The following is a 25,934-nucleotide window of genomic DNA, read 5'->3' on the forward strand; positions in this document are numbered from 1 at the left end:
AAGCTCGCAAATTTAATTTGCGAGCTTTATAATTTTTATAATATATTTTAGCTAATATTAGCAGACTTTACAGTCTTAATAATTCTACCAGCAATTTTATATGGATCTCCATTTGAAGCAGGTCTTCTGTCTTCTAACCAACCTTTCCAACCTTTCTCTACAGTAATAATAGGAATTCTAATAGAAGCTCCTCTATCTGAAACTCCATAAGAGAAATCGTGGATAGATGCAGTTTCGTGATCTCCAGTTAAACGTTGGTCATTAAATTCACCATAAACAGCAATATGTTCTTTTACAACAGGTCTAAAAGCTTCACAAATTTTCTCATAAGTTTCTTTAGAACCACAAGTTCTTAAAACAGTGTTAGAGAAGTTTGCATGCATACCAGAACCATTCCAGTCCATATCTTTTCCTAATGGTTTAGGGTGATAATCTATATAGTAACCATGTTGTTCAGTTAATCTATCTAATAAATAACGTGCAATCCAAATTTCATCACCAGCTTTTTTAGCGCCTTTTGCAAATAATTGAAATTCCCATTGTCCTGAAGCAACTTCTTGGTTAATTCCTTCAAAATTTAATCCAGCATCAATACATAAATCAGCATGTTTTTCAACAATTAATCTACCATGAGTGTTTTTACCACCAACAGAACAGTAATACATTCCTTGTGGTGCAGGATAACCACCAATAGGGAAACCTAAAGGTAATTGTGTTTTGTTATCCATAATAAAATACTCTTGCTCAAAACCAAACCAGAAATCATCATCTTCATCTTCAATTGTTGCTCTACCGTTAGAAACGTGTGGAGTTCCATCTGCATTTAAAACTTCTGTCATTACTAAATAACCATTAATTCTTGCAGGATCTGGATAGATTGCAACAGGTTTTAGTAAACAGTCAGAAGCGCCTCCTGAAGCTTGTCTTGTAGACGATCCATCAAAAGACCACATACCTAATTCTTCGATAGTTCCTTGAAAATTTTCATGTTCTTCAACTTTGGTTTTACTTCTCATGTTTTGAGTTGGAAAATATCCATCTAACCAAATGTATTCTAATTTAATTTTTGCCATAATAATTTTATAAGTGATAATATACATGCAAAAATGAAATAATTTATAAACATATCAAAAAAATAAGGGCTTAAATGTTTATTTTTGCACGAGAATAATTTTATCCCTAATTTTTGTAGGGGGTATTTATATAAAAACAAAAAAAAGCTTAAAAAATTAATAATATGTCAAGGATAAGATTCAATGCTTTACAAGAAACTTTGAATAGAAACCCTTTAAAGGTTGTTCAAAATGAAAAAAGATCATCTTTATTTGGTAAAAACGTATTTAATAAATATGCTATGCAGCAGTATCTTACAAGAGCTGCATACGAAAGTGTTATGAATGCAATTGAGCTTGGTACAAAAATAGATCGTAAAATAGCAGACCAAGTTGCTGTAAGTATGAAAGATTGGGCAATCTCTAAAGGTGCAACCCATTATACACATTGGTTTCAGCCATTAACTGGGGCAACAGCAGAAAAACACGATGCATTTTTCGAATCTATCAATGGTAGTTTGGCAATGGAAAAATTTGACGGAGAACAATTGGTGCAACAAGAACCAGATGCATCTAGTTTTCCAAATGGAGGAATAAGAAATACGTTTGAAGCAAGAGGTTATACAGCTTGGGACCCAACTTCACCAGCTTTTATTTATGAAACAACTCTGTGTATTCCAACAATTTTTGTTGCTTATACAGGCGAAGCTTTAGATAATAAAACGCCATTATTAAGAGCTTTACAAGCAATAGATACACATGCTACTGCAGTTTGTAAGTATTTTGATAAAAATGCAAGAAAAGTTAGTGCAACTTTAGGTTGGGAGCAAGAGTACTTTTTAATAGACGATGCTTTGGCTTTGTCAAGACCAGATATTTTACTAACAGGTAGAACATTATTAGGTCACTTACCTGCAAAAGGTCAGCAATTAGACGACCATTATTTTGGAACCATTCCTGCAAGAGCGATGGCTTTTATGCAAGATCTGGAACAAGAATGTATGTTATTAGGTATCCCTGTTAAAACAAGACATAATGAAGTAGCTCCAAATCAATTTGAAGTTGCGCCAATTTTCGAAGAAGCAAATTTAGCAGTAGATCATAATTCATTATTAATGGATGTGATGGAAAAAGTTTCTCGAAGACATAAATTTAAGGTTCTTTTTCATGAAAAACCTTTTTCAGGAATCAATGGTTCTGGTAAACATAACAATTGGTCTTTGTCTACTTCAGATGGAATAAACCTGTTAAGTCCTGGGAAAACACCTATGAAAAACTTACAATTCTTAACCTTTTTCATAAACACAATAAAAGCTGTTTATGAGAATGAAGAATTGTTAAGAGCCTCAATTGCATCAGCAAGTAACGATTGTAGGTTAGGCGCAAATGAAGCTCCTTCTTCAATAATATCTGTTTTTATTGGAGACCAACTTTCAGAAGTTTTAGACGAGTTAGAAAATGTAACAAAAGGAAAATTATCTCCACAAGAAAAAACAGATTTAAAACTGAATATTATTGGTAAAATTCCAGAAATTTTATTAGATAATACAGACAGAAATAGAACATCTGCCTTTGCTTTTACAGGTAATAAATTCGAGTTTAGAGCAGTGGGTTCTAAATCTAATTGCGCAACACCAATGACAGTTTTAAACACTATTGTTGCAAAACAGTTAAAAGAATTTAAGATAGAAGTAGATAAATTAATAGATGTAAAGAATCTTAAAAAAGATGAAGCTGTTTTTAATGTTTTAAGAGAATATATTAAAGAGTCTAAAAAAATTAGATTTAATGGAGATGGTTATGGAGAAGCTTGGGAAAAAGAAGCTAAAAAGAGAGGTTTAAGTAACAATAAAACAACTCCAGAAGCATTACAAATACAGATTTCTAAAGAAGTAATTGACTTGTATAATGAAATGGACGTAATGAGCAAAGTAGAAATAGAAGCTCGTTATGAAATTGCGCTACAAGAATACACAAAACGATTACAAATTGAAGGTCGTGTTTTATGTGATATTGCCAAAAATCACGTAGTTCCAACAGCAGTAATTTATCAAAATACATTGTTAGAAAACACTAAAAATTTAAAAGAAATTTTTGGAGGCGAATATAAAAATATCGCAAAAGAGCAAATAGAATTAATAATGACAATCTCCAATCATATTACAGGCATTAATGCTCTCGTAATAAAAATGGAAGAACAACGTGCAAAAGCAAATAAATATACTGGCTTAAAATCTGCAGATATGTATTGCAAAAACGTTAAACCTTTTTTCGAAGAAATAAGATTTCATTGCGATAAGTTAGAAACTATGGTAGATGACAATTTATGGCCACTAACCAAGTATAGAGAATTGTTATTTACTAAATAAAATAGTTTTTTGGGCGTTTTAACGAGCTTTCATTACTCGCTTTTTTCTAAAAAACAAAAAAGAGCTCAAACATGCCATTCAATCCCTAACGCGTATTGCAAAACCGGAAAAGGAAGTTACAAAAAATCACTTAATACAAACCTCACAGATTTTAAAACCTGTGAGGTTTTTTTACAAAATGCTATATTACCTAAAGATTCTATGTAATAAAAAACAAACACAGCATCATCAATATTTTAAACAACAAAATTCATACTAATTTTCCACTGTTTTTTTTAAGCAAAAGACTAAATTTGCATCCATAACAACACACAACATGAGTAAAGAAGTTTCTAAAAGATACGCACAAAGAGGTGTTTCAGCATCAAAAGAAGACGTACATAATGCAATTAAGAATATAGACAAAGGTTTATTTCCAAAAGCATTCTGTAAAATTGTACCAGATTATTTAACAAATGATAGCGATTATTGTTTAATAATGCATGCAGATGGTGCAGGTACAAAATCTTCTTTAGCTTATATGTATTGGAAAGAAACTGGCGATATTTCTGTGTGGAAAGGCATTGCGCAAGATGCGTTAATCATGAATATTGATGATCTTTTATGTGTTGGAGCAACAGACAATATTATGTTGTCTTCTACCATTGGAAGAAATAAAAGTAAAATTCCTGGAGAAGTTTTATCAGCAATTATAAACGGAACAGAAGAATTAATAGAAGATTTAAAAGGTTTTGGAGTAACCATTCATTCCACAGGAGGAGAAACTGCAGATGTTGGCGATTTAGTTCGTACAATTATTGTAGATTCTACAGTAACTGCAAGAATGAAACGTACAGATGTTATAGACAACGCAAACATAAAAGCTGGCGATGTAATTGTAGGTTTAGAATCTTTTGGGCAAGCAACTTACGAAACAGAATATAATGGAGGAATGGGTTCTAACGGATTAACGTCTGCAAGACACGACGTTTTTAACAAATATTTAGCAGACAAATACCCAGAAAGTTTCGATGCTGCAGTTCCTGAAGATTTAGTCTATTCTGGAAACACAAAACTGACAGACAAAGTAGAAAATTCTCCTATTGATGCTGGTAAATTAGTCTTGTCTCCAACAAGAACTTATGCACCAATTATTAAAGAAATTTTATCGAAATTTAATTCGGATAAAGTTCATGGAATGATTCACTGTTCTGGTGGTGCACAAACGAAGATTTTACATTTTGTAGACAATTTACACATTGTAAAAGACAATATGTTTCCAATTCCGCCTTTGTTTAAATTGATACAAGAACAATCGAAAACCGATTGGAAAGAAATGTACCAAGTTTTTAATTGTGGACACAGAATGGAAATTTATGTTTCTCCAGAAATTGCTGAAGACATAATTGCTATTTCAAAATCTTATAATGTAAATGCACAAATTGTGGGTAGAGTAGAAGCTTCTTCAGCAAAAAAACTTACTATAGAAAGTGAGTTTGGTACGTTTAATTATTAATAGATATATAAATGAAGAAAAAAGTATTTGTTTCTGGCTGTTTTGATATGCTACATAGTGGGCACTTAGCCTTTTTTAAAGAAGCTGCTACTTTTGGAGATTTATATGTTGGTATTGGTTCAGATGCTACTGTTGATGAGCTAAAGGGAAGGAAAACTATAAATTCTGAAAGAGAAAGAATTTATATGATTAATGCAATTAAATATGTAAAGCAATCTTTTGTGAATTCTGGTTCTGGAATTTTAGATTTTAAAGAAGATTTAATAAGGTTAAAGCCAGACTTTTTTGTTGTAAATGAAGATGGTTACTCTCCTGAAAAAGAAAGATTATGTAAAAAACTAGGTATTAAACTACATGTTTTAAGCAGACAACCAGATGCAGATTTACCAGCAAGATCTACTACTCAAATCCGTTCTGGAGACAATTGTTCTTTACCTTATAGAATAGATTTAGCTGGAACTTGGATAGATCAGCCCTATGTTTCTAAATATCACCCAGGTTGGGCAATTACCCTTTCTTTAGAACCAATTATTGAATATAATGAACGTTGTGGAATGTCTACTTCTACTAGAAATGCAGCGAAAAAGATATGGCCATATTATTTGCCTATTGAAAAACCCGAAAAATTAGCTGAAATTTTATTTAAGTTCGAAAACACTCCTGGTTCTGAAGTTATTTCAGGAGCACAAGATGCAATCGGAATTTGTATGCCAGGTTTGGTAAGACATTATTATGATAATGATTATTGGCCAAAGAAATTTGAATCTATACATTCGGAAAGTATTATTTCTTGGTTAGAAAAACATTTGTGCATGGTGCTTTTATGGCCGAGAGAAAAAGGGTTAAATTTATTAACGGAAACTCATATTAATAAACCAAATGTAAAAAAGCTAACACAAGCATCTGATGAAGTTTGGGAGGCCATAAAAAATAAAGATTTACAAAGTTTTGCTAGCGGTTTTTTAAAGTCTTTTAATGCACAAACAACTATGTTTCCTAAAATGCTAAATTCTAAAATTGAAGAAGAAATTAGTAAATATAAAGACAAAGCATTAGCTTGGAAACTTGCTGGAGCTGGTGGTGCAGGGTATTTAATTTTGGTAACAGATAAACCTATTAAAGGAACAATGAATATTAAAGTACGCAGAAAAGAAACTTTAATTTGATTTTTTACTTTTTTAAAAAATCTCAATCCAATTTAAAACAATAGCATAAATTTCCTTACTCGCATTTTTAGAATGTAAAATCCTACTATGGTTATAATCCTCTAAAAAACCATGTTCTTTAGAACATAATATATATTTATTCTTCGGGTTTTTAAAAGCATCTAAAAATTCTTTGCAACCTTTGGGCGGAGCAATAAAAGTATCACCTTTACCAGTAATAGATAGAATAGGAATTTGTATTTCTTTCATTTTGGGTTGATAATCAAACTTATTTTTGCCAAGAAAGTTTTTGTTTAGATTCCAATTAAACCACTGTTTCATCATAAAATAGCTTTCATTTTCTTCACTTCCAGTTATGTTTGCAGGAATATAACCTAAAAGCTTACTAATATATTTCGCAATAAAAATTTTAAGATAATTTTTAGTTGAGGTTACAGCACCAAAAGCTTGGCAACCAAATAGGGTAATACTATTAATTTTAGATGTATAATTAGGGTTTGTAATTAAGAAAATTGTTAAGCAAATTCCACCACCACTATGTGTAATACAATCTAATTTTTTAATATTTTGAGTAGTGAATAAATAATCAGAAACGATTTTAAAATCTTGTTTCCCTATCGTTTCAAAATCGAAATTTTGGTTAATTTTAGAACTGTTTCCATGATTTCTCCATTCGAAAATCCAACAAGTAAAACCTTTAGAGACTAAATATTCGGTGATTCCGTTTAAAACTTTTCTGTTGGAAAATGTTCCATGTGTTAGTAAGATATTTTTGTCTTTAGAACTTTTGGTATTGGTTACTTTCCAAAGCGCCAAATATTTATCGGAATCGTAATTTAGTTTTATGAGTTTTTCAGTCATTAATTTTTAATTTTCTTAAAAACAAAATCAATACTAAAATCGTCATTTGAAACTATAGCTTTTAATTGCTTGTTTTCTAAATAGTATTTTATCTTTTTTGGGAATTCATTTTTTAAATTTTTGCAAATAAAAGAAGTATCAGTTTGAGATGTAAATTTGAATAGTGTAGGAGTTTCATTTACGCCTTCAACCTTTAAATTTAAAGTATCATTAATAGAAACAATACTCAATATTTCTTTAAAAGTGGTGTCTTTTTCTTTTAAAGTATAGCCTAAACCAGTAAAGTTAGTATTCCAATTTTCATAGGTTTTACTGCCTTCTTTATCATTTAAACGTATCCAGTTTCCAACTAAAAATGAAGGATTTTTATTATTTTCTTTATCAGATTTACATGAAAATATAAGTAACAAGCAAGAGACAAATAATAAATGTTTCATAATAAATTGATTAGAATTCTTCAAATATACTCAAAACGAAACATTTAACTTTCCGATAAATATTGTAAATTCGCATTCCAAGAAAAGAGTAGAAGATGTTAGAAAAAATAAGAATTGTAAAGCAGCGTTATGATGAGGTTTCGGATTTAATTATTCAGCCTGATGTGATCACGGATCAAAAACGTTATGCACAATTAATGAAAGAATATAAAGATTTAGGCGATGTTGTTAAAAAAGGTGATGAGTACCAAGAATTAACAGACAATATAGAAGAGGCAAAAGAAATTATTGCCGATGGTTCTGATGCAGAAATGACAGAAATGGCCAAAATGCAATTAGAAGAAGCCAATACTAGAATTCCTGAATTAGAAGATGAAATTAAGTTTTTATTAATACCAAAAGACCCAGAAGATTCTAAAAATGCAGTTGTAGAATTACGTGCAGGAACTGGTGGAGATGAAGCAAGTATTTTTGCTGGAGATTTATTTAGAATGTATTCTAAATATTGCGAAAGTAAAGGTTGGAAAGTTTCTACTGTAGATTATTCTGAAGGAACAAATGGTGGATTTAAAGAAATTCAGTTTGAAGTAAATGGAGATGATGTTTATGGAATTTTAAAGTTTGAAGCTGGTGTGCATCGTGTACAAAGAGTTCCACAAACAGAAACTCAAGGTCGTGTGCATACTTCTGCAGCAACTTGTATGGTTTTTCCAGAAGCAGAAGAGTTTGATGTGGAAATTAATCCAAAGGAAGTAAGAATCGATTTCTTCTGTTCTTCAGGTCCAGGAGGTCAGTCTGTAAATACAACGTATTCTGCAGTTCGTTTAACACATATTCCAACTGGTTTGGTGGCGCAATGTCAAGATCAAAAATCGCAACATAAGAATAAAGAGAAAGCGTTTAAAGTATTGCGTTCTCGTTTATATGATATGGAACTAGCGAAGAAAAACGCAGAAGACGCTTTAAAACGTGGTTCTATGGTTTCTTCTGGAGATAGAAGTGCAAAGATTAGAACGTATAATTATGCACAAGGTAGAGTTACAGACCACAGAATAGGTTTGTCTTTATATGATTTGCCGAACATTATGAATGGAGATATTCAGAAAATTATAGATGAATTAATGTTAGCAGAAAATACAGAAAAATTAAAAGAATTAGGAGACGGAATATAAAGTTTTACTTTTTTTAAATATCAAAACCTCAAGATTAATTTCTTGAGGTTTTTTATTTGAGTTACTTTTTAAATGATTTGGAATAATTGTATTTACTCTCTTCTATTATTTTTGATGTAAGAAAAAGAATTAATTATGATAGCTACTAAAATTTTAGGATTAACTGCCGCTTTAAGTAAAAGCAAAAAAGTGAAAATTGGAATATTATTAGTGGAAGTAGCTTTACTAGCTTATGCACTAAACAGAACTAAAGAAAAAGACAAAGATAGTATTGCAGAATTAGATATTAATAAATTAGAAGGGTAGCTAAAAAGAAGCGAAAAAGTTTGTAGAGAAAGAATAAAGAAATTCTAGAAAAAGAAAAAAAGCGATTAAAGTTTTAGGGGAACTGTTAATCGCTTTTTGTGTTAAACAAATATTATGAAAGTATTCTTCATTATACAATGGGGGGAAAAGAATTACTAACACTACAAATTTAAAGTAGTTTTGGTAATCTCACAATACCCATTTATGGGGTTTTTTTCAACTCACGGTTTTCCGTGAGAGAACTCACGGAAAACCGTGAGAAACCTTTTTACTTTCCGAATAAATGAAGTTCAGTAAATTCTTTATCTACAGATATAGATTGAGATTCTAAATGAACACTACTTAAATTTATTTCTACATTATCTATCTGTACTGAAGTAATTTCGAACGGTAAATTATGGAAAACAATATTAAATTTAGAATAACCTGCATTAAAGTCTCCTCTTTTATGCTGTTGTAAAATAAATTCTTTCTTTTTACCTGTTACTTTAAAAGTACGTAAACTAAATCTTCCTTTCTTATAATCATACCCATCATGAGCATCGTCATATAATTTAGAAGCTTCCTTACCTTCTTTATAGTAAACATCTAAAGTAATTTCTTCGAATTTCTTTTCACCTACATATTGTTGTACTGGGTATTTAGGTATAACAGCTCCTTCTTTAATAAAGATTGGCATACTGTCTATATCTGCATCTACCCACATTTCTTTTCCACCTTCTACAACTTCATCAGTCCAGAAATTATACCATAAACCTCTAGGAATATACATTCTTCTTCCTTTAGCATTTGGTTCTAATATTGGGCAAATTAAAATTTGTTCTCCGTAAATAAATTCATCGCTTCTGTAATGAGTAGATGTATCATCTTGGTCATATAAAACTAAAGATTTTAAAATTGGAGTTCCATCATTTATATATTTCCAAAAAGCGGTATATAAATATGGTAATAATTGATATCTTAATTCAACAAATTTTCTTACAATATCGGTAATTTCATCACCAAAAACCCAAGGTTCTTGCGCACCATGATCTCCAGAAGAATGTACTCTACAAAAAGCGTGAAATACACCTAATTGAATCCATCTTGCAAATAATTCTCCTTGTGGTTGCTCTGCAAATCCACCAATATCCGATCCTGCAAAAGAAAAACCAGACATTGCCATTCTTTGAGCTTGATTATTAGCAATAGCTAAATGTTCCCAAGTTGCAACATTATCTCCCATCCAAGTAGATGTATAACGTTGCGCACCAGAATAAGCAGATCTAGTAATTACAAAAGGTCTTTTTGGATATGCATATTTCTTAAGTCCGTGATAAGTTGCACGAGCCATTTGTGTACCATATATATTATGTGCTTTTCTATGTGAACAAGGATTTCCATCATAATCATGACGAACATCATCTGGGAAAGATTTGTTAGGAACGTCCATAACAGCTGGCTCGTTCATATCATTCCACACACCTTTAACACCAATGTCTTCAATTAATTCTTTAAACAAACCTGCCCACCATTCTCTAACTTCTGGTTTTGTATAGTCTGGAAAATAACATTCTCCTGGCCAAACTTTACCTTTCATGTATGGTCCATCTGCACGTTTACAAAAATAATCTTTGTCTAGTGCTTCTTTAAAAACATCGTATTCTAAATCTATTTTAATTCCTGGATCTATAATAACAACGGTTTTAAAACCATCATTTTCTAGTTCTTTTACCATTCTTTTTGGGTCTGGGAAGTAATTTTTATCCCAAGTAAAACAACGGAAACCGTCCATGTAATCGATATCTAAATAGATAGCATCACAAGGAATTTGTAAATCTCTAAATGTTTTTGTTATTTCTTTTACGTTGCTTTCTGGGTAATAACTCCATTTACATTGATGAAACCCAAGAGCCCATAATGGTGGTAATGCGTGAGGTTTTCCTGTTAAATCTGTGTAATTTTTAACAACTTCTTCCATTTGTGGTCCGTAAATGAAGTAATAATTCATTTCACCACCTTGTGCCCAAAAGCTTGTTACATTTCTTCTTTCATGTGCAAAATCGAAAGAAGTTTTAAAAGTATTATCAAAGAAAATACCGTAAGATTTATTGTTTTGTATAGCTGTGTAAAAAGGTATAGCTTTATAAATAGGATCTGTGTCTTTACCAAATGCATAAGAATCTGTAGCCCAGTTTTCGAAACGTTTACCTTTTAGATTTACATCTACAGGCTTGTCTCCTAAACCATAAAAGCTTTCTGCTTTTTGGCAAGTCTTACTCATTTTTACAATATCTCCACCATGTTCATAACATTCTTCCCAATGAAAACCTATCTCATCTTGATTAATTAATTTTAAGTCTAATGCGTCATATAAACTAACTTGTAAGCTTTGCTTTTCTACTTTACAAATTAGTTTAGATGTTGTAATAATATAATGTGTATCGTCTTCAGTTATTTCTAAAAAACTGTATCCTCTACTTGCATGAATTGTTACACCATAAGAAAAATCATTTTCGAACTTTCCTGTAGTAGAATATCTAAATCTAATTACACTATCTCTAACAACAGTAACCTGTAAAACAACGTTGTTTTTTGCTGTAAAAGAAAGTGTGTCTACGTCTTTTTTATAATTTATAATTTCTGATGGGAATAAATTCCCTTTCTGTTCTAATTCTGTATTAACAATCATATAATTTGTTAGTTTATTAAACGTGTAAAAATCGTAATTCTTTGTAAGAGAACGTGTTTTATTTGGCTTTTTTTACGATAACGTTTGAGAACGTTATAAGGACAAAAATATTACTTATTTGCTTAAAGATTACGTGTAAATGGTTTCTTTTTAAGTTTTTAAGTAAAGAATGTGAAATACTTTAAAAAAGGATTATTTTTTTACGAAGTATAAAAAATAAAGCTCTTTTTTTGCTAAAAGTATAGCAGTAAAAGAGCTTTTTGTTTTTATTTATATTTGAATGCTAACATCGCCAATGGTGGTAAATCTAGTTCGATAGAATTTTCTCTACCATTCCAATGTTTAACATCTGACTGAAGTTTTTTATTTGAATAATCTCCAGTTCCATTGTATTTTATGGCATCACTATTAAAGACTTCTTTTAAAGAACCTTTTTGAGGTAAACCAATTCTATATTTTTCTCTTGGAATTGGAGTTAAGTTTAAGACAACAATAATGGTGTATTTTTCATTTTCTCCTTTTCTCATATATGTCATAATAGAGTTTTCATGATCTCCATGATCTATCCATTCAAAACCATCTGGTGAGAATTGTTTTTGGTGTAATCCCTTTTCTTTTTTGTAAAAACTATTTAAATCTTTTACTAAAGTTTGGGCTCCTTTATGTACATCAAAATTTAATAAGTGCCAGTCTAAACTTCCTTCAAAATTCCATTCAGAAGTTTGCCCAAATTCTCCACCTTGAAACAATAATTTTGTTCCTGGATGTGTGTACATAAAGCTATATAATAAACGTAAATTCGCAAATTTTTGCCATTCATCACCAGGCATTTTGTCTACAATAGATTTTTTACCATAAACAACTTCATCATGTGAAAGTGGCAACATAAAGTTTTCTGAAAATGCATAATTTAACCCAAAAGTTAATTCGTTTTGATGATGTTTTCTGTATACTGGTTCTTTTTGGAAATAACCTAAAGTATCATGCATCCAACCCATCATCCATTTCATTCCAAAGCCTAAACCACCATCGTAAATTGGTCTAGAAACTTTAGGAAAAGAAGTAGATTCTTCTGCTATGGTTTGTACATCTGGGAATGCTTCATAAACAGCAGCATTCATTTCTTTTATAAAATCTACGGCTTCTAAATATTCATTTCCGCCAAACATGTTTGGTTCCCATTCTCCATCTTCTCTAGAGTAATCTAAAAATAACATTGAAGCTACAGCATCTACTCTTAAGCCATCTGCGTGATATTGGTCTAACCAAAAAATTGCGTTGCTAATTAAAAATGCTTTTATTTCGTTTCTACCGTAGTTAAAAATTAAACTTTTCCAATCTTGATGATATCCTTTTCTTCTATCTGGATGTTCATATAAATGAGAACCGTCAAAGAAACCTAAACCATGATCGTCTGAAGGAAAATGAGATGGAACCCAATCTAATAAAACACCAATTCCGCTTTCGTGAAATTTATCAACTAAAAACTTAAATTCATCTGGATAACCAAAACGAGATGTTGGAGCAAAATATCCTGTTAATTGATAACCCCAACTTGGGTCATAAGGATATTCCATTATTGGCATAAACTCTACATGTGTAAAGTTCATCTCTTTTACGTATTTCACCAACTCATCTGCTAATTCGACATAGCTTAAAAAACGATTTTCTTCAATTTGTTTTTTCCACGAACCTAAATGAACTTCATATACAGAATAAGGAGCATCTAATGCATTGTTCTTTTTTCTGTTATTCATCCATTTTTTGTCTTTCCACTTGTAATCATCTTCCCAAACTACAGAAGCTGTTTTTGGTGGATGCTCGCATCTTCTTGCAAAAGGATCTGCTTTTTCTGTTACAATATCATTGTTGGCACTTCTTATTTTATACTTATATATTGCACCTTTTTTTACATTCGGAATAAATCCTTCCCAAATTCCACTTCCGTCCCAACGTACATTTAAATGATGTTCGCCTTCTAACCAAAAGTTAAAATCGCCAATAACAGAAACTGCTTTAGCACTTGGTGCCCAAACTGCAAAATATGTTCCTTCTTCTTTGTCTACTGTAATAATATGAGAACCAAACTTCTCGTATAAACGATAGTGTTTACCGGCTTTAAATAGATTTATGTCAAATTCTGTAAAAAGACTGTGTACTTTTGTTTGTGCCATGTTTTTTTATTTGTGTAAAATGTTTGCAATACCTTTTAATGGAATTATTGTCCATTTTGGTCTTGAATTGAGTTCGTAACCTAACTCGTAAATTGCTTTTTCTAGTAAGCAGTATTTTAATAAAAATCTTCTTTCGTTTCTGTAACCTATATGTAGGTTTGCATTTTTAGTTGTTTCTACATAAGTTTCCATAAAAACAGAAATCATGTATTTGTATAGTAATTCGCCAAATTCAAAAAGTTTTTCTTGACTTTTTTTGTATTCTTTTTGATGGTTAAATACTGTAGAATAAATAGCATAATTAAAAGACCTAAATAAACCTGCAACATCTTTTAATGGAGGTTGTTTTACTTTTCGATCTCTAATTGTGCTTTCTGGTTCTCCTTCGAAATCTAATATACAGAAATCATTATCTTGAACTAAAATTTGCCCTAAATGATAATCTCCATGAATTCTAATTCTTTCTCCTTTTAACTTTGTCCAATCGAAATTTACCAATTGTTTTCTAATATCGTTTTTACTATCTAAAAACTCTTTGGCTAGTTTTAATGCATAGCAGTCTAATTGATGTAAATTATTTTCAGTAAGATTTAATCTATTCTGAAATTGATAAGTTAACCTGTTTTTTAACCAAACAGTGTAGTCTCCATTAAAACGAGTGGGAGTAAAAGTAGTGTCTTCAAATTCTGAACCTAATGCAACATGCATTTCTGCAGTTCTTTTTGCTAACAATTTTATTTTAGTAAGAATATTTAAACCTAACCAATCTATAATAATAGGAGGAATGTCTTCTATTTTTACACGTTCAAACATTTCTACATCTGGCAGATTTTGAAACTGAATATTTTTACTGTCTATTGTTTGGTAAATTGTATGAATTTCTTTTAAAAAATATTCCCAAGCATCACCATTATTAGGAACTAATTTTTGCATTAAGCCAATAGTAATATTGGTGTTTTCTGAATCAATAATGTTCACACTTCCTAAATAAGGAGGTGTGTTTTTAAAATCTTTTTTATGAGACAAAAAACGACTCATTTCATAATCTGGATTTTTATCAGCATAAATCCTTCTAAAAAACTTTAAAATATAGGCATCATTATAAACTACAGAAGTATTACTTTGTTCTACTCCCATAAATTTAGAGGATTTATAGGGTGGAAAATTGAATCCTTCTAATTTATGATATTGTACAGGAGTTTTATCTACTGGTAAAGCAGTGCTTATTCTTTCATAGACTACTTTTCTAAAACCTTCAACATGCATTGCATCTACTATAAAACCTTCTTTGTTTTCTAGTTTTAAAGGTAAAATTCTACTTTCTTTAGCAGAATTATCTGAAATAAATGCAATAGGCAAAAAATAATGATGGTAAAAAGCTTCTACAAAATTCACTTCTAAAATCAAACCAAAATAGATTTCTCCATCTTGTTGAATTTTAAAATATTCGCTTAATTCTATGTATTTTAGTTGGCTAGATTTACCACCAAACCAACGTTGTTTTTGAATATATTCTTCTAAAACATCTGATAAAAAAACGCTAACAAAATCTTTGTCTTCTATAATTTCTTCCCATCTGTTTTTTGATGAGAATATAGAAGGCACAGAAATTGTATTTGGTTCTTTTACCATATATATTATTTATTTACTTTAAAGATATGGAAAGGTAATGTTGCGTGTAATTCAACATAATTCCATTCATTATACCAGTTGTAACAATTTCTAGTTACTAAATCTTCAACTTCTATTTTCTGACCATGATTTATATTTAAATCATGAAGTGGTAATTGAACACTTCCAGATTGAGAATTATAGGCATCTAAACTAATAACCGTAATTGTTTCATTTGTTTTTTCTTCATTCCATTTATAGAATGCAATTAACTGATCATTTCCAGTTTCTAAAAATTTAATATTATTTGTTTGTTGAAAAGATTCGTTTTCTTTTCTAATATTGTTAATTCTTGAAATTAAAACGGTTACCTTATTTTCTTTAAACCAGTCGTAATGGCAAAGTTGAAACTTCTCTGACATATAATATTCTTCTTTGCCAGGAATTGGATCGCTTATCATTTGTTCAAAAACGGGTCCATAAATACCAATGTTAGAACTTAAAGTACCAGCTAAAGCGTAGCGTTGTAAATACTTGCTTTCTGGAGCTCCTTGTAAATGAAATGGGTTAATATCTGGTGTATTTGGCCAAAAATTAGGTTTCATGTATTCTTTTTGATTTGTTTGAGTCAAATCATTCATATACTCAATCAATTCATGTTTAGAATCTCTCCAGGTAAAATAAGTGTAAGATTGTGTGTAACCTTGTTTTGCAAGTTGTTGCATAACTTTTGGTCTTGTAAATGCTTCTGCTAAAAATAAAACATCTGGATGTTGCTTTTTAACTTCAGCAATTATCCAACCCCAAAAATAATAAGGTTTTGTATGCGGATTATCTACTCTGAAAACATTAATTCCACAATCTATCCAATATAGTAAGGTGTCTAAACATTCTTTCCAAAGGTTTTTAAAATCTGCACTTTCCCAATAAATAGGAAGAATATCTTGGTATTTTTTTGGAGGGTTTTCTGCATATTGTACAGTTCCATCTGGTCTCCATTTAAACCAATCTGGATGATCTTTAACCCAAGGATGATCAGGTGCAGCTTGCAATGCATAATCCATAGCAATTTCAATACCTAATTCTTTAGCTTTTGCAATTAGATTTTTAAAGTCATCTAAACTTCCTAATTCTGGATGTAGGTCTTTGTGTCCACCGTATTTAGAACCTATTCCCCAAGTAGAACCAACGTCTCCTTCTTGGGCTACAGTTGTGTTGTTTTTTCCTTTTCTATTTACTTCTCCTATAGGATGAACAGGAGGGAAGTATAAGGTGTCAAACCCCATTTGAGAAATTCTTGGTAACAAACGATGACAATCATTAAATGTACCATGTTTTCCTTTTTCTTCTGAAGCAGAACGTGGAAAAAATTCGTACCATGTACTAAATCTTGCTTTTTTTCTGTCTACGTATACTTTAAATTCTTGAGAAGTTTCTGTTAAAAATTTCTCAGGATATTTTTTTAAGATTAATGTCAGTTTTTCTGATATAGCTTCTTTTACAGCTTCAGAATAATTTTCTGCATTCTTAAAAATAGAAATTAAATGAAGTAAATATTCTTTTTCTTTTGGTGTAACCTTATCTGTTATTGATAATAATAATTCTGCACCTTCTAGAAGTTCTGAATTTACATGTTGATAATCGTCAATCTTTCTTCCTATACCATGTTGCCAGTTTAGAGCATAATCTACCCAACCTTCAACTTTATAAGAATAAAAACCTTGTTTTAGTGTTTGAAAACTTGCAATATATTGGTCATTAGCTGTTGGTAACATTCTAACTTCTGACCATTTTTTATCAGCTTCATGTTTAAATAATAAATTTGCCTGAAGCACATCATGCCCATCTACTAAAACATCTGCTGTTACATTAACAATTTCATTAAGGACACGTTTTATAAATACTTTTCCAGAATTTACTTGTGGAGTTATATTTTCTACTACAATTCTACTTTGGTTTTGCATTAATTTGGTTATTTTTTTGATAATAAAAAAGTAAAATAATTGTCTTATCCAATGATTGTTCCTTTAGGAATTGTAGCATCTTTTTTAATAACTACAATACCTTCTTTTACCATATAAGTATCTGTTTCAACATCCTTTATATGTGGCCCTCCATTAATTCTAACGTCATCTCCAATTCTACAGTTTTTATCTACAATACAATTGTGAATGTAACATCTGTCACCAATTCCCATCATAATCTCGATATTATTATTGGCAACTTCTTCTAAAGTTTCGTAAAAATCGTTACCCATCATGTAGGTATTAGATATTAAAGAATTTTTACCAATTCTAGATCTAATTCCAATAACAGCTCTATCAATTTTTTCTGCATGAATTATACATCCATCACCAATAACTGTTTTGTTCAAAATTGTTCCAGATATTTTTGAAGTTGGTAATATTCTAGGTCTTGTATAAATACCTTTATTATCATATAAATTAAACTCTGGAACATCGTCTGTTAATCCTAAATTAGCTTCGAAGAAAGAGTCTATATTACCAATATCTTCCCAATATCCTTCATATTGATAGCTATAGGTTTTATGACTGTCTATGGCTTGAGGTATAATTTCTTTACCAAAATCATTTGTATCAGGATTACTCATTAACTTAATTAATAGATCTCTATTAAAAATATAAATACCCATAGATGCTAAATAATCTCTACCTTGAGATTTCATTTCTTCACCAACATCAGATGTCCAATTTGGTAATAACTCTTCACCTGGTTTTTCTATAAAAGAAGTAATAATATTCTCATCATTTGTCTTTAATAACCCAAAAGAAGTAGCGTCTTTCGCATTTACTGGATATGTTGCAATAGAAATTTCTGCACCACTTTCTTTGTGTTTATTAATCATATCATTAAAATCCATTTGATATAATTGATCACCAGATAATATTAAAGCGTATTCAAACTCATTAGCTAAAAAATGATGCATACTTTGTCTTACTGCATCTGCAGTTCCTTGAAACCATTTGTCACTGTGTATGGTTTGTTCAGCAGCTAAAACATCAACAAAAGCAGAACTAAAAAAACTAAAATGATATGTATTTTTGATATGTTTATTTAACGAAGCAGAATTAAATTGAGTTAAAACGTACATTCTTTTAATATCTGAATTGATACAATTAGAAATTGGAATATCTACTAATCTATATTTACCTGCAATTGGTACAGCTGGTTTAGATCTATCTTTTGTTAATGGATATAATCTTGAACCTTGTCCTCCACCTAAAATAATTCCTAATACTTTGTCGTTTATCATCTGGTTAGTTTTTTAGTGATTTATATAATTCTTCTACTTGTTTGGCTATGGATATCCAATCGAAATGTTCTTCAACTCTTTTTCTACCTTTCATTGCCATCGATTTTCTTAATTCTGGATTGCTAATAACTTTATTAACACCTTCTGCTAAATCTCTTGCAAATTTATCTGGGTCAATAGGCTCAAAAGGTGCTGAAGCTTGTTGTTCTACAGGAATTAAAATACCTGTTTCATTATGTACAACTACTTCTTTAATACCACCAACTGCACTTGCAACAACTGCAGTATCACAAGCCATTGCCTCAATATTAATAATTCCAAAAGGTTCATATATAGATGGGCAACAAAAAACATCTGCATGAGAATACAATTGAATAATTTCTTCTTTGGTTACCATTTTGTCAATCCAAATAACATTATCTCTAATCTTTTTTACTTGGTCAACCGCATCTTTCATTTCTTGACCAATTTCTGGAGTATCTGGTGCACCAGCACATAGAACTATTTGGGTATCTGGATCTATATATTTAATAGCATTTACTAAATGAATAATACCTTTTTGTCTTGTAATTCTTCCAACAAACAGTACGTAAGGTTTGTTTTTATTAACACCATATTCATCTAATGTAGAACTATCTGTGGTTGTAATGTATTGTTGTAAATTAATACCATTATAAATTACTTTAATTTTACTTTCATCAACATCAAAATATTTTAAAACATCTTCTTTTGTCTCTTCAGAAACTGCTATAAGTGCATCTGCCATTTCAATAGCTGTTTTCTCTATCCAAGAAGAAGCATCATAACCACGTCCTAATTGCTCTCTTTTCCAAGGTCTTAAAGGTTCTAAAGAATGTGTAGTGATAACTAAAGGAATTCCGTAACACAATTTTGCAACAATACCAGCAAAATGTGCATACCATGTATGGCAATGAACAACATCTGCATCTATAGCATCTGCATTCATATGTAGGCCTGTACTTAATGTCTTTAAAACAGCTTGTAGTTTATCATCTGTTTTGTCGAAAATAGGATTATCGTAAGGAAAGCCTTTTACCGTTAAATTATTGCTAGTTTCGTCTTGATCTCCAAAGCATCTTACATCTACTTCCATTAACTTGGTTAATTCAGCAGCAAGATATTCTACGTGAACGCCAGCACCACCATAAACATATGGTGGAAATTCTCTAGTATAAAAAAGAGCTTTCATAAATTTTGTAAATTAGGTTTATTAGTTGTTTATTTCAGTCATTTAAGGTATAAAATAGTACTAAACTTACAAAATAATTATTCTTTTTTTTTAAAAATTCAAGTAATATTATCACTTTGATAAAATTACATTAATAAAAGGGTTTTTTGGTGATGATATTTTATGTGTATTAACAAAGGTTAAAGAATACTTTAATAGAAATTTTAATTTATTACAGATTACGTTGCTTGTTAATCTCGTCTTGAAGTTGTCTGCGTAATTTTTGTTCTCTTTCTAATGACTTCTTTCTGTATTGCTCAAATTCTTGTTCAACTTCTTGTAAGCCATTTTCAGCTTTTTGTGTAATAATATTGCCTTTAGAAAACTTGTAGATGAAATATAATAAGCTAAAAAGTAATACAGCTATTAAACTCCAAAGAATTAGATTGTATGTTGTTTTACTTAATTGAATTCCAAATAAAGAAATTGAGTTTTCTTTGTTTAGTGCAATCTCTAGTTCTTGTTTAGTTTTGTTTAAGGTTTCTTTTGTTTCTTGGATACTCGCTTTCTCAGCTTTTAATGATTTTTCTTTTTCAATAACAAGTGATTTAGATTCTTTTAAAGAGTCTAAAACATTTTTTTTTAAAAGTTGAAAACGCTCTTTACTGATTACTTTATAGGTTTGATAGCTAGTAGATGTTCTGTATATTTTATCAAATTGATTTTCTAAAGTATTTTCTAGTTCTGTTGTTTCTTGTGCGTAAGAAATTGTAGAAAGTAAAATTGTTGTAAATACTATAATAAGTAATCTCATTTTTTTAGTTTTAATTGAAGATTTTTAAAAGAATAAAAGTAATAAAAAAACCCAAACGAATTCGTTTGGGTTTTTATTATAAGCAAGTAATTTATATTTATTTAATTTTTTCTACAACTGCCTTAAAAGCGTCTGGGTTGTTTACAGCTAAATCTGCTAAAACCTTACGGTTTAATTCGATATTGTTAGCTTTCACTTTTCCCATAAACTGAGAGTAAGACATTCCATTTAAACGAGCTGCAGCGTTAATACGTACAATCCATAAAGAACGGAAGTTTCTCTTATTGTTTTTACGGTCACGGTATGCATAAAGCATTCCTTTTTCAACCGCATTTTTTGCTACTGTATAAACGTTTTTTCTACGTCCAAAGTAACCTTTTGCTGCCTTCAAGATTTTTTTTCTTCTTTTTCTTGAGGCTACTGAATTTACTGATCTTGGCATAATTTCAATGTGTTTTGTAGTAGGCGATTCAATTAAGAATACTTTTTAAATTTGGCCTAACTCCATGGTTAATAATAAAATTCCCTGTAATTAAACTTACTTTAAGTTTAATTGTTGCTTGATATTCGCTTCATCAGACTTATGTACTAATGTAGAGTGAGTCAAGGCTAGCTTACGTTTTTTAGACTTCTTTGTTAAGATGTGACTTTTAAACGCGTGCTTTCTTTTGATTTTTCCAGTACCAGTAACTTTAAATCGTTTTTTGGCGCTAGATTTGGTTTTCATTTTAGGCATCTCTCCTTCGTTTTTATCTTGCTTATAAGATTGTTTATACTAAATTTATATTCAGCACTTTTTTATTTTAATTTTTTAGGAGCAATAAACATAATCATACGTTTACCTTCTAATTTTGGTAATTGCTCAACTTTACCATATTCTTCTAATTCTTGGGCTAACTTTAATAAAAGTATTTGTCCTTGTTCTTTAAAGATAATCGAACGTCCTTTAAAGAATACAAATGCTTTTAGTTTAGCGCCTTCTTGCAAGAATTTAACAGCATGTTTCTTCTTAAATTCATAATCATGCTCATCTGTTTGAGGTCCAAAACGTATCTCTTTAATAGTAACTTTAGTCGCTTTAGACTTTAAAGCTTTCTCACGTTTCTTTTGCTCATACAAGAACTTCTTGTAATCAATAATTTTACAAACAGGTGGTTTTGCTTTTGGAGAAATTTCTACCAAATCCAATTCCTGTTCTCTGGCTAATTCTTTAGCTTTATCTAAAGGATATACACCAACTTCCACATTGTCGCCCACAAGACGAACTTCGTCAACATATTTTATTTTTTCATTAATCCTATGCTGATCTTCTTTGATTACTCTCAACGGTCTTCTCGACCTACTTCTACGTATTGCTATGACTTATATATTTAAATTAACATTTAGTTGTTTTACCAACTTTTTTATTTTTATTGAAATTCAAAATTAATTAAAATTTCTTCAATGTTTTACTTTCTTCGGCTTTAATTAAAGAAATAAATTCTTCAATGGTAAACGTACCAATATCACCTTCACCGTGTTTTCTTACAGAAACTGTGCCATCTTGTTCTTCCTTCTCACCAACAATCACCATAAATGGAACTTTACTAACTTCTGCATCTCGTATTTTACGTCCAGTTTTCTCACTTCGGTTATCTACGAGGGCGCGAATTTCGGAATTTTCTAACGATTCTAAAACTTTTTCTGAATATTTTTGATATTTATCACTGATTGGCAACAAGATAACTTGATCTGGAGTTAGCCAAAGTGGGAAATTTCCACCTGTATGTTCCAGCAATACCGCAATAAAACGCTCCATAGAACCAAAAGGCGCTCTATGAATCATAACTGGTCTGTGAGATTGATTATCTGAACCAGTATATGTTAAATCAAAACGTTTTGGCAAATTATAGTCAACTTGAATCGTTCCAAGTTGCCAACTTCTGCCTAAAGCGTCTTTCACCATAAAGTCTAATTTTGGCCCGTAAAATGCTGCTTCACCTTCTTCAATCACAAAATTTAAACCTTTGTCAGTTGCTGCATTAATGATTGCTTGTTCTGCAACTTCCCAAGTTTCTGTATCTCCTATATATTTATCAGGATTACTTTTATCTCTAATAGAAACTTGAGCAGTAAAATCTTCAAAACCTAAAGAACCAAATACATATAGTACTAAATCAATAACATCTTTAAATTCTTGATCTAATTGTTCTGGTGTACAGAAAATATGCGCATCATCTTGTGTAAAACCTCTTACTCGAGTTAAACCGTGTAATTCTCCACTCTGTTCATATCTATAAACTGTTCCAAATTCTGCGAAACGTTTTGGTAAATCTTTATAAGAATAAGGTTTAAAATTGTACACTTCACAATGGTGTGGACAATTCATTGGCTTCAATAAAAACTCTTCATCCATTTTCGGAGTTTTAATTGCCTGGAAACTGTCTTCACCGTATTTTTCATAATGTCCAGAAGTAACATATAATTCTTTCTGACCAATATGAGGTGTCATTACCATTTCGTAACCTGCTTTTTTCTGTGCAGCTTTTAAGAAATCTTCTAAACGAGATCGTAAAGCAGCGCCTTTAGGTAACCATAAAGGCAAACCAGCACCTACTTTTTGAGAAAAAGTAAACAATTCTAATTCCTTTCCTAATTTTCTATGATCTCTTTTTTTAGCTTCCTCTAATAACTCTAAATATTCAGTTAGCATTTTTTGCTTGGGAAAACTAATTCCGTATACACGCGTCAACTGATTATTCTTTTCGTCACCACGCCAATAAGCACCAGCGACACTCATTATCTTAATCGCTTTTATAATTCCTGTATTAGGAATGTGTCCTCCTCTACATAAATCTGTAAAGTTGCTGTGATCACAAAAAGTAATATCTCCATCCGTTAAGTTTTCAATCAACTCAACTTTATATTCATTATCTTCTTCTTTATATAATGACAATGCGTCCGCTTTAGAAACAGATCGTATAGAAAACTCATGTTTTCCACGAGCAATCTCTAGAAACTTCTTTTCAATAGCAGGAAAATCCTTATCAGAAATAACAGCATCACCAAAATCTACATCATAATAAAATCCATTATCAATTGCAGGTCCAATAGTTAATTTCGCTTTTGGGTGAAAGCTTAAAATAGCTTCCGCTAAAACGTGAGCAGAAGAATGCCAGAATGCTTTCTTACCACCATCATCATTAAATGTATATAAAACTAAAGAACCATCTGTGGTTAATGGAGTAGTGGTTTCAACGGTTGTTCCGTTAAAACTTGCAGATATAACGTTTCTCGCGAAACCTTCACTAATGCTTTTTGCAACATCCATTGGAGTGCTATTTTCGGCAAACTCCTTAATACTTCCGTCTGATAAAGTAATTTTAATCATTTAATCTATAATTTTTTGAGACTGCAAAGATATTAGAAAACAATTTTTCACACAATATATATGTGTACTTATTATATAGGAGTGTTTTTTTAGGGTGTTCCCCGCGAAAATGCGTGGTCGGGCTTTTCGCATTCGCTTTTTATTTGCCGAAAAACAAATAAAAGAGCTCAAACAAATGCTTCAATCCCTAACACGTTCTTGTTTGTTGACTTTTAGTTAGAGGAGGAGTTATTTATTATTAAAGATTTTAGAGATAAACCTGGTGTATTTTTGATAGACATTATATATAATATGAGATTTAAAATGCACATTTTTAAATTTCAAAAGATATTTTTTTAACAAAACAAAGTTTTAGATAGGTCTAATATAAGTAAATAGTTAAGGTGAAAGATCAGTTAATTTGCGTTTTATCTTTTAAATTTCTGAGAATAATTAAGATTTCTTAAAGCTAAATTAATGTTTACTAGGCTTATTTTTGATAAACGTCACAATAAGCAGATTCAGATCCGTCCACAAAGTTTAATTTTTTGAATTCATTTAAGGGTTAAAAGGTGTTAGATTCGGTTATAATTTGCGGTTATGAGTTCTATATGATAAAAGCATTAAAAAAGGTTAAAAAAACTTTCGATTATAACCAGCATATTTTCAATGAATTATCTCGGTCAAAAAATAAATTTAAAAAGAATTTAAAATAATAGTTGTGAGATTAGAAATGAGTTGTATATTTGCACCCGCTAACGGAAATATGAGTATGTTAGTTTAGTTCATTGAGATGTTGTTTTAGCTTTATTAACTGGGTTAGGAGGGATGTTTTTAGTTTCGTTTTTAGTGATAAAAAAAGATTAAAAAAAATCAAATTTTAATTAGGTTGGTAAATAAAAAACATTGTATCTTTGCCGTCCGATTTATCGGGGAATAAAGTTCAGTTTTTTAGGGGTTAAAAAAAATTAAAAAATTTATTTATTTTTTGCTTGTCAATTCAAAAATAAGTTTTAGATTTGCACCCGCTAACAGAAACAGCAAATACGATCAGAGAAATTTTGGAATAATAGTTACGATAATTATTAGTTAGTTCAAGTCTAACATTTCTACAAATTAGGATTTAAAACGATTGTGAAAGCAAGAGTGCGATACCCTAAAAGTTCATTGAAAATATTGAAATTGACAGCGTAAACAAAGAGTAGAATAACCACATTAGTAAAATAATGTAAATTCTTTTGAAACTTATTCATTAACATATTTAAAATATACAATGAAGAGTTTGATCCTGGCTCAGGATGAACGCTAGCGGCAGGCTTAACACATGCAAGTCGAGGGGTAACAGGAGTGCTTGCACTCGCTGACGACCGGCGCACGGGTGCGTAACGCGTATAGAACCTACCTTTTACAGAGGAATAGCCTTTAGAAATGAAGATTAATGCCTCATAGTATTGCGACTCGGCATCGAGATGTAATTAAAGATTTATCGGTAAAAGATGGCTATGCGTCCTATTAGTTAGTTGGTAAGGTAACGGCTTACCAAGACATCGATAGGTAGGGGTCCTGAGAGGGAGATCCCCCACACTGGTACTGAGACACGGACCAGACTCCTACGGGAGGCAGCAGTGAGGAATATTGGGCAATGGAGGCAACTCTGACCCAGCCATGCCGCGTGCAGGAAGACGGCCCTATGGGTTGTAAACTGCTTTTATACAGGAAGAAACACTCGTACGTGTACGAGCTTGACGGTACTGTAAGAATAAGGACCGGCTAACTCCGTGCCAGCAGCCGCGGTAATACGGAGGGTCCGAGCGTTATCCGGAATCATTGGGTTTAAAGGGTCCGCAGGCGGTCAATTAAGTCAGAGGTGAAATCCCATAGCTTAACTATGGAACTGCCTTTGATACTGGTTGACTTGAGTCATATGGAAGTAGATAGAATGTGTAGTGTAGCGGTGAAATGCATAGATATTACACAGAATACCGATTGCGAAG

General features: G+C 31.0%; 19 protein-coding genes and 1 rRNA gene (1 of these 20 only partly in view). 6 read left to right on the forward strand and 14 right to left on the reverse strand.

Annotated features, from left to right (window positions below; all coding sequences use genetic code 11):
* Positions 1–47: 47 nt before the first annotated feature.
* Complete coding sequence (locus H9W90_RS00965; RefSeq protein ID WP_187482628.1) at positions 48–1,073, reverse strand: glutamine synthetase beta-grasp domain-containing protein; 1,026 nt, start codon at positions 1,071–1,073, stop codon at positions 48–50.
* Between the two features lie 164 nt (positions 1,074–1,237).
* Between H9W90_RS00965 and H9W90_RS00970 the strand changes: the two genes are divergently transcribed.
* From H9W90_RS00970 to H9W90_RS00980, 3 genes are all read left to right on the forward strand, one after another.
* Entirely contained in the window at positions 1,238–3,421 is a 2,184-nt protein-coding gene (locus H9W90_RS00970) for a glutamine synthetase III family protein (RefSeq protein WP_187482629.1), read from the forward strand.
* A gap of 316 nt (positions 3,422–3,737) precedes the next feature.
* The gene (locus tag H9W90_RS00975; RefSeq protein WP_187482630.1) at positions 3,738–4,916 is read left to right on the forward strand and encodes an AIR synthase related protein; all 1,179 of its coding nucleotides are present in this window, start codon (positions 3,738–3,740) and stop codon (positions 4,914–4,916) included.
* An 11-nt stretch (positions 4,917–4,927) separates the two neighbouring features.
* Entirely contained in the window at positions 4,928–6,082 is a 1,155-nt protein-coding gene (locus H9W90_RS00980) for an FAD synthase family protein (protein WP_187482631.1), read from the forward strand.
* Between the two features lie 12 nt (positions 6,083–6,094).
* On the opposite strand, the gene H9W90_RS00985 is transcribed toward H9W90_RS00980, so the two are convergent.
* Positions 6,095–6,943 carry an alpha/beta fold hydrolase gene (locus tag H9W90_RS00985; RefSeq protein ID WP_187482632.1) on the reverse strand — a complete coding sequence of 283 codons (849 nt, stop codon included), beginning with the start codon at positions 6,941–6,943 and terminating at the stop codon, positions 6,095–6,097.
* The gene (locus tag H9W90_RS00990) at positions 6,943–7,380 is read right to left on the reverse strand and encodes a DUF6265 family protein (protein ID WP_187482633.1); all 438 of its coding nucleotides are present in this window, start codon (positions 7,378–7,380) and stop codon (positions 6,943–6,945) included. Before H9W90_RS00990 ends, H9W90_RS00985 begins: the two co-directional genes overlap by 1 nt.
* Positions 7,381–7,475: 95 nt before the next feature.
* Between H9W90_RS00990 and prfA the strand changes: the two genes are divergently transcribed.
* Positions 7,476–8,552: a peptide chain release factor 1 gene (gene prfA, locus H9W90_RS00995; RefSeq protein WP_187482634.1), complete on the forward strand. Its 1,077-nt coding sequence runs from the start codon at positions 7,476–7,478 to the stop codon at positions 8,550–8,552.
* A gap of 135 nt (positions 8,553–8,687) precedes the next feature.
* A complete protein-coding gene (locus H9W90_RS01000; protein WP_187482635.1) occupies positions 8,688–8,858 on the forward strand; it encodes a hypothetical protein in 171 nt (56 codons plus the stop codon).
* A gap of 268 nt (positions 8,859–9,126) precedes the next feature.
* Here the strand turns inward: H9W90_RS01000 and H9W90_RS01005 are convergent, their stop codons facing one another.
* The 11 genes from H9W90_RS01005 to thrS all read right to left on the reverse strand — a co-directional run bounded on the left by H9W90_RS01005 (position 9,127) and on the right by thrS (position 23,961).
* The gene (locus tag H9W90_RS01005; RefSeq protein WP_187482636.1) at positions 9,127–11,529 is read right to left on the reverse strand and encodes a glycoside hydrolase family 31 protein; all 2,403 of its coding nucleotides are present in this window, start codon (positions 11,527–11,529) and stop codon (positions 9,127–9,129) included.
* A 266-nt stretch (positions 11,530–11,795) separates the two neighbouring features.
* Positions 11,796–13,703: a 1,4-alpha-glucan branching protein GlgB gene (gene glgB / locus H9W90_RS01010; protein WP_187482637.1), complete on the reverse strand. Its 1,908-nt coding sequence runs from the start codon at positions 13,701–13,703 to the stop codon at positions 11,796–11,798.
* 6 nt (positions 13,704–13,709) lie between these two features.
* Positions 13,710–15,335 carry a trehalose synthase gene (locus H9W90_RS01015; RefSeq protein WP_187482638.1) on the reverse strand — a complete coding sequence of 542 codons (1,626 nt, stop codon included), beginning with the start codon at positions 15,333–15,335 and terminating at the stop codon, positions 13,710–13,712.
* 5 nt (positions 15,336–15,340) lie between these two features.
* Complete coding sequence (locus H9W90_RS01020; protein ID WP_187482639.1) at positions 15,341–17,278, reverse strand: alpha-1,4-glucan--maltose-1-phosphate maltosyltransferase; 1,938 nt, start codon at positions 17,276–17,278, stop codon at positions 15,341–15,343.
* Between the two features lie 44 nt (positions 17,279–17,322).
* The gene (locus H9W90_RS01025) at positions 17,323–18,588 is read right to left on the reverse strand and encodes a glucose-1-phosphate adenylyltransferase (RefSeq protein ID WP_187482640.1); all 1,266 of its coding nucleotides are present in this window, start codon (positions 18,586–18,588) and stop codon (positions 17,323–17,325) included.
* Between the two features lie 4 nt (positions 18,589–18,592).
* Entirely contained in the window at positions 18,593–19,798 is a 1,206-nt protein-coding gene (gene glgA, locus H9W90_RS01030; protein WP_187482641.1) for a glycogen synthase, read from the reverse strand.
* Between the two features lie 211 nt (positions 19,799–20,009).
* A complete protein-coding gene (locus tag H9W90_RS01035; RefSeq protein WP_187482642.1) occupies positions 20,010–20,591 on the reverse strand; it encodes a hypothetical protein in 582 nt (193 codons plus the stop codon).
* 97 nt (positions 20,592–20,688) lie between these two features.
* Positions 20,689–21,033 carry a 50S ribosomal protein L20 gene (rplT, locus tag H9W90_RS01040; protein WP_187482643.1) on the reverse strand — a complete coding sequence of 115 codons (345 nt, stop codon included), beginning with the start codon at positions 21,031–21,033 and terminating at the stop codon, positions 20,689–20,691.
* Between the two features lie 96 nt (positions 21,034–21,129).
* Positions 21,130–21,327: a 50S ribosomal protein L35 gene (gene rpmI, locus H9W90_RS01045; protein ID WP_187482644.1), complete on the reverse strand. Its 198-nt coding sequence runs from the start codon at positions 21,325–21,327 to the stop codon at positions 21,130–21,132.
* Between the two features lie 62 nt (positions 21,328–21,389).
* Entirely contained in the window at positions 21,390–21,917 is a 528-nt protein-coding gene (infC, locus tag H9W90_RS01050; RefSeq protein ID WP_222934231.1) for a translation initiation factor IF-3, read from the reverse strand.
* Positions 21,918–22,020: 103 nt separating this feature from the next.
* Positions 22,021–23,961, reverse strand: coding sequence for a threonine--tRNA ligase (thrS, locus tag H9W90_RS01055; RefSeq protein ID WP_187482645.1), 1,941 nt, complete (start codon positions 23,959–23,961; stop codon positions 22,021–22,023).
* A gap of 1,249 nt (positions 23,962–25,210) precedes the next feature.
* Between thrS and H9W90_RS01060 the strand changes: the two genes are divergently transcribed.
* A 16S ribosomal RNA gene (locus H9W90_RS01060) occupies positions 25,211–25,934 on the forward strand; it runs 796 nt beyond the window's last position.

Origin of the sequence: Polaribacter pectinis (assembly GCF_014352875.1) — a bacterium.
GTDB classification, from domain to species: Bacteria; Bacteroidota; Bacteroidia; order Flavobacteriales; family Flavobacteriaceae; genus Polaribacter; species Polaribacter pectinis.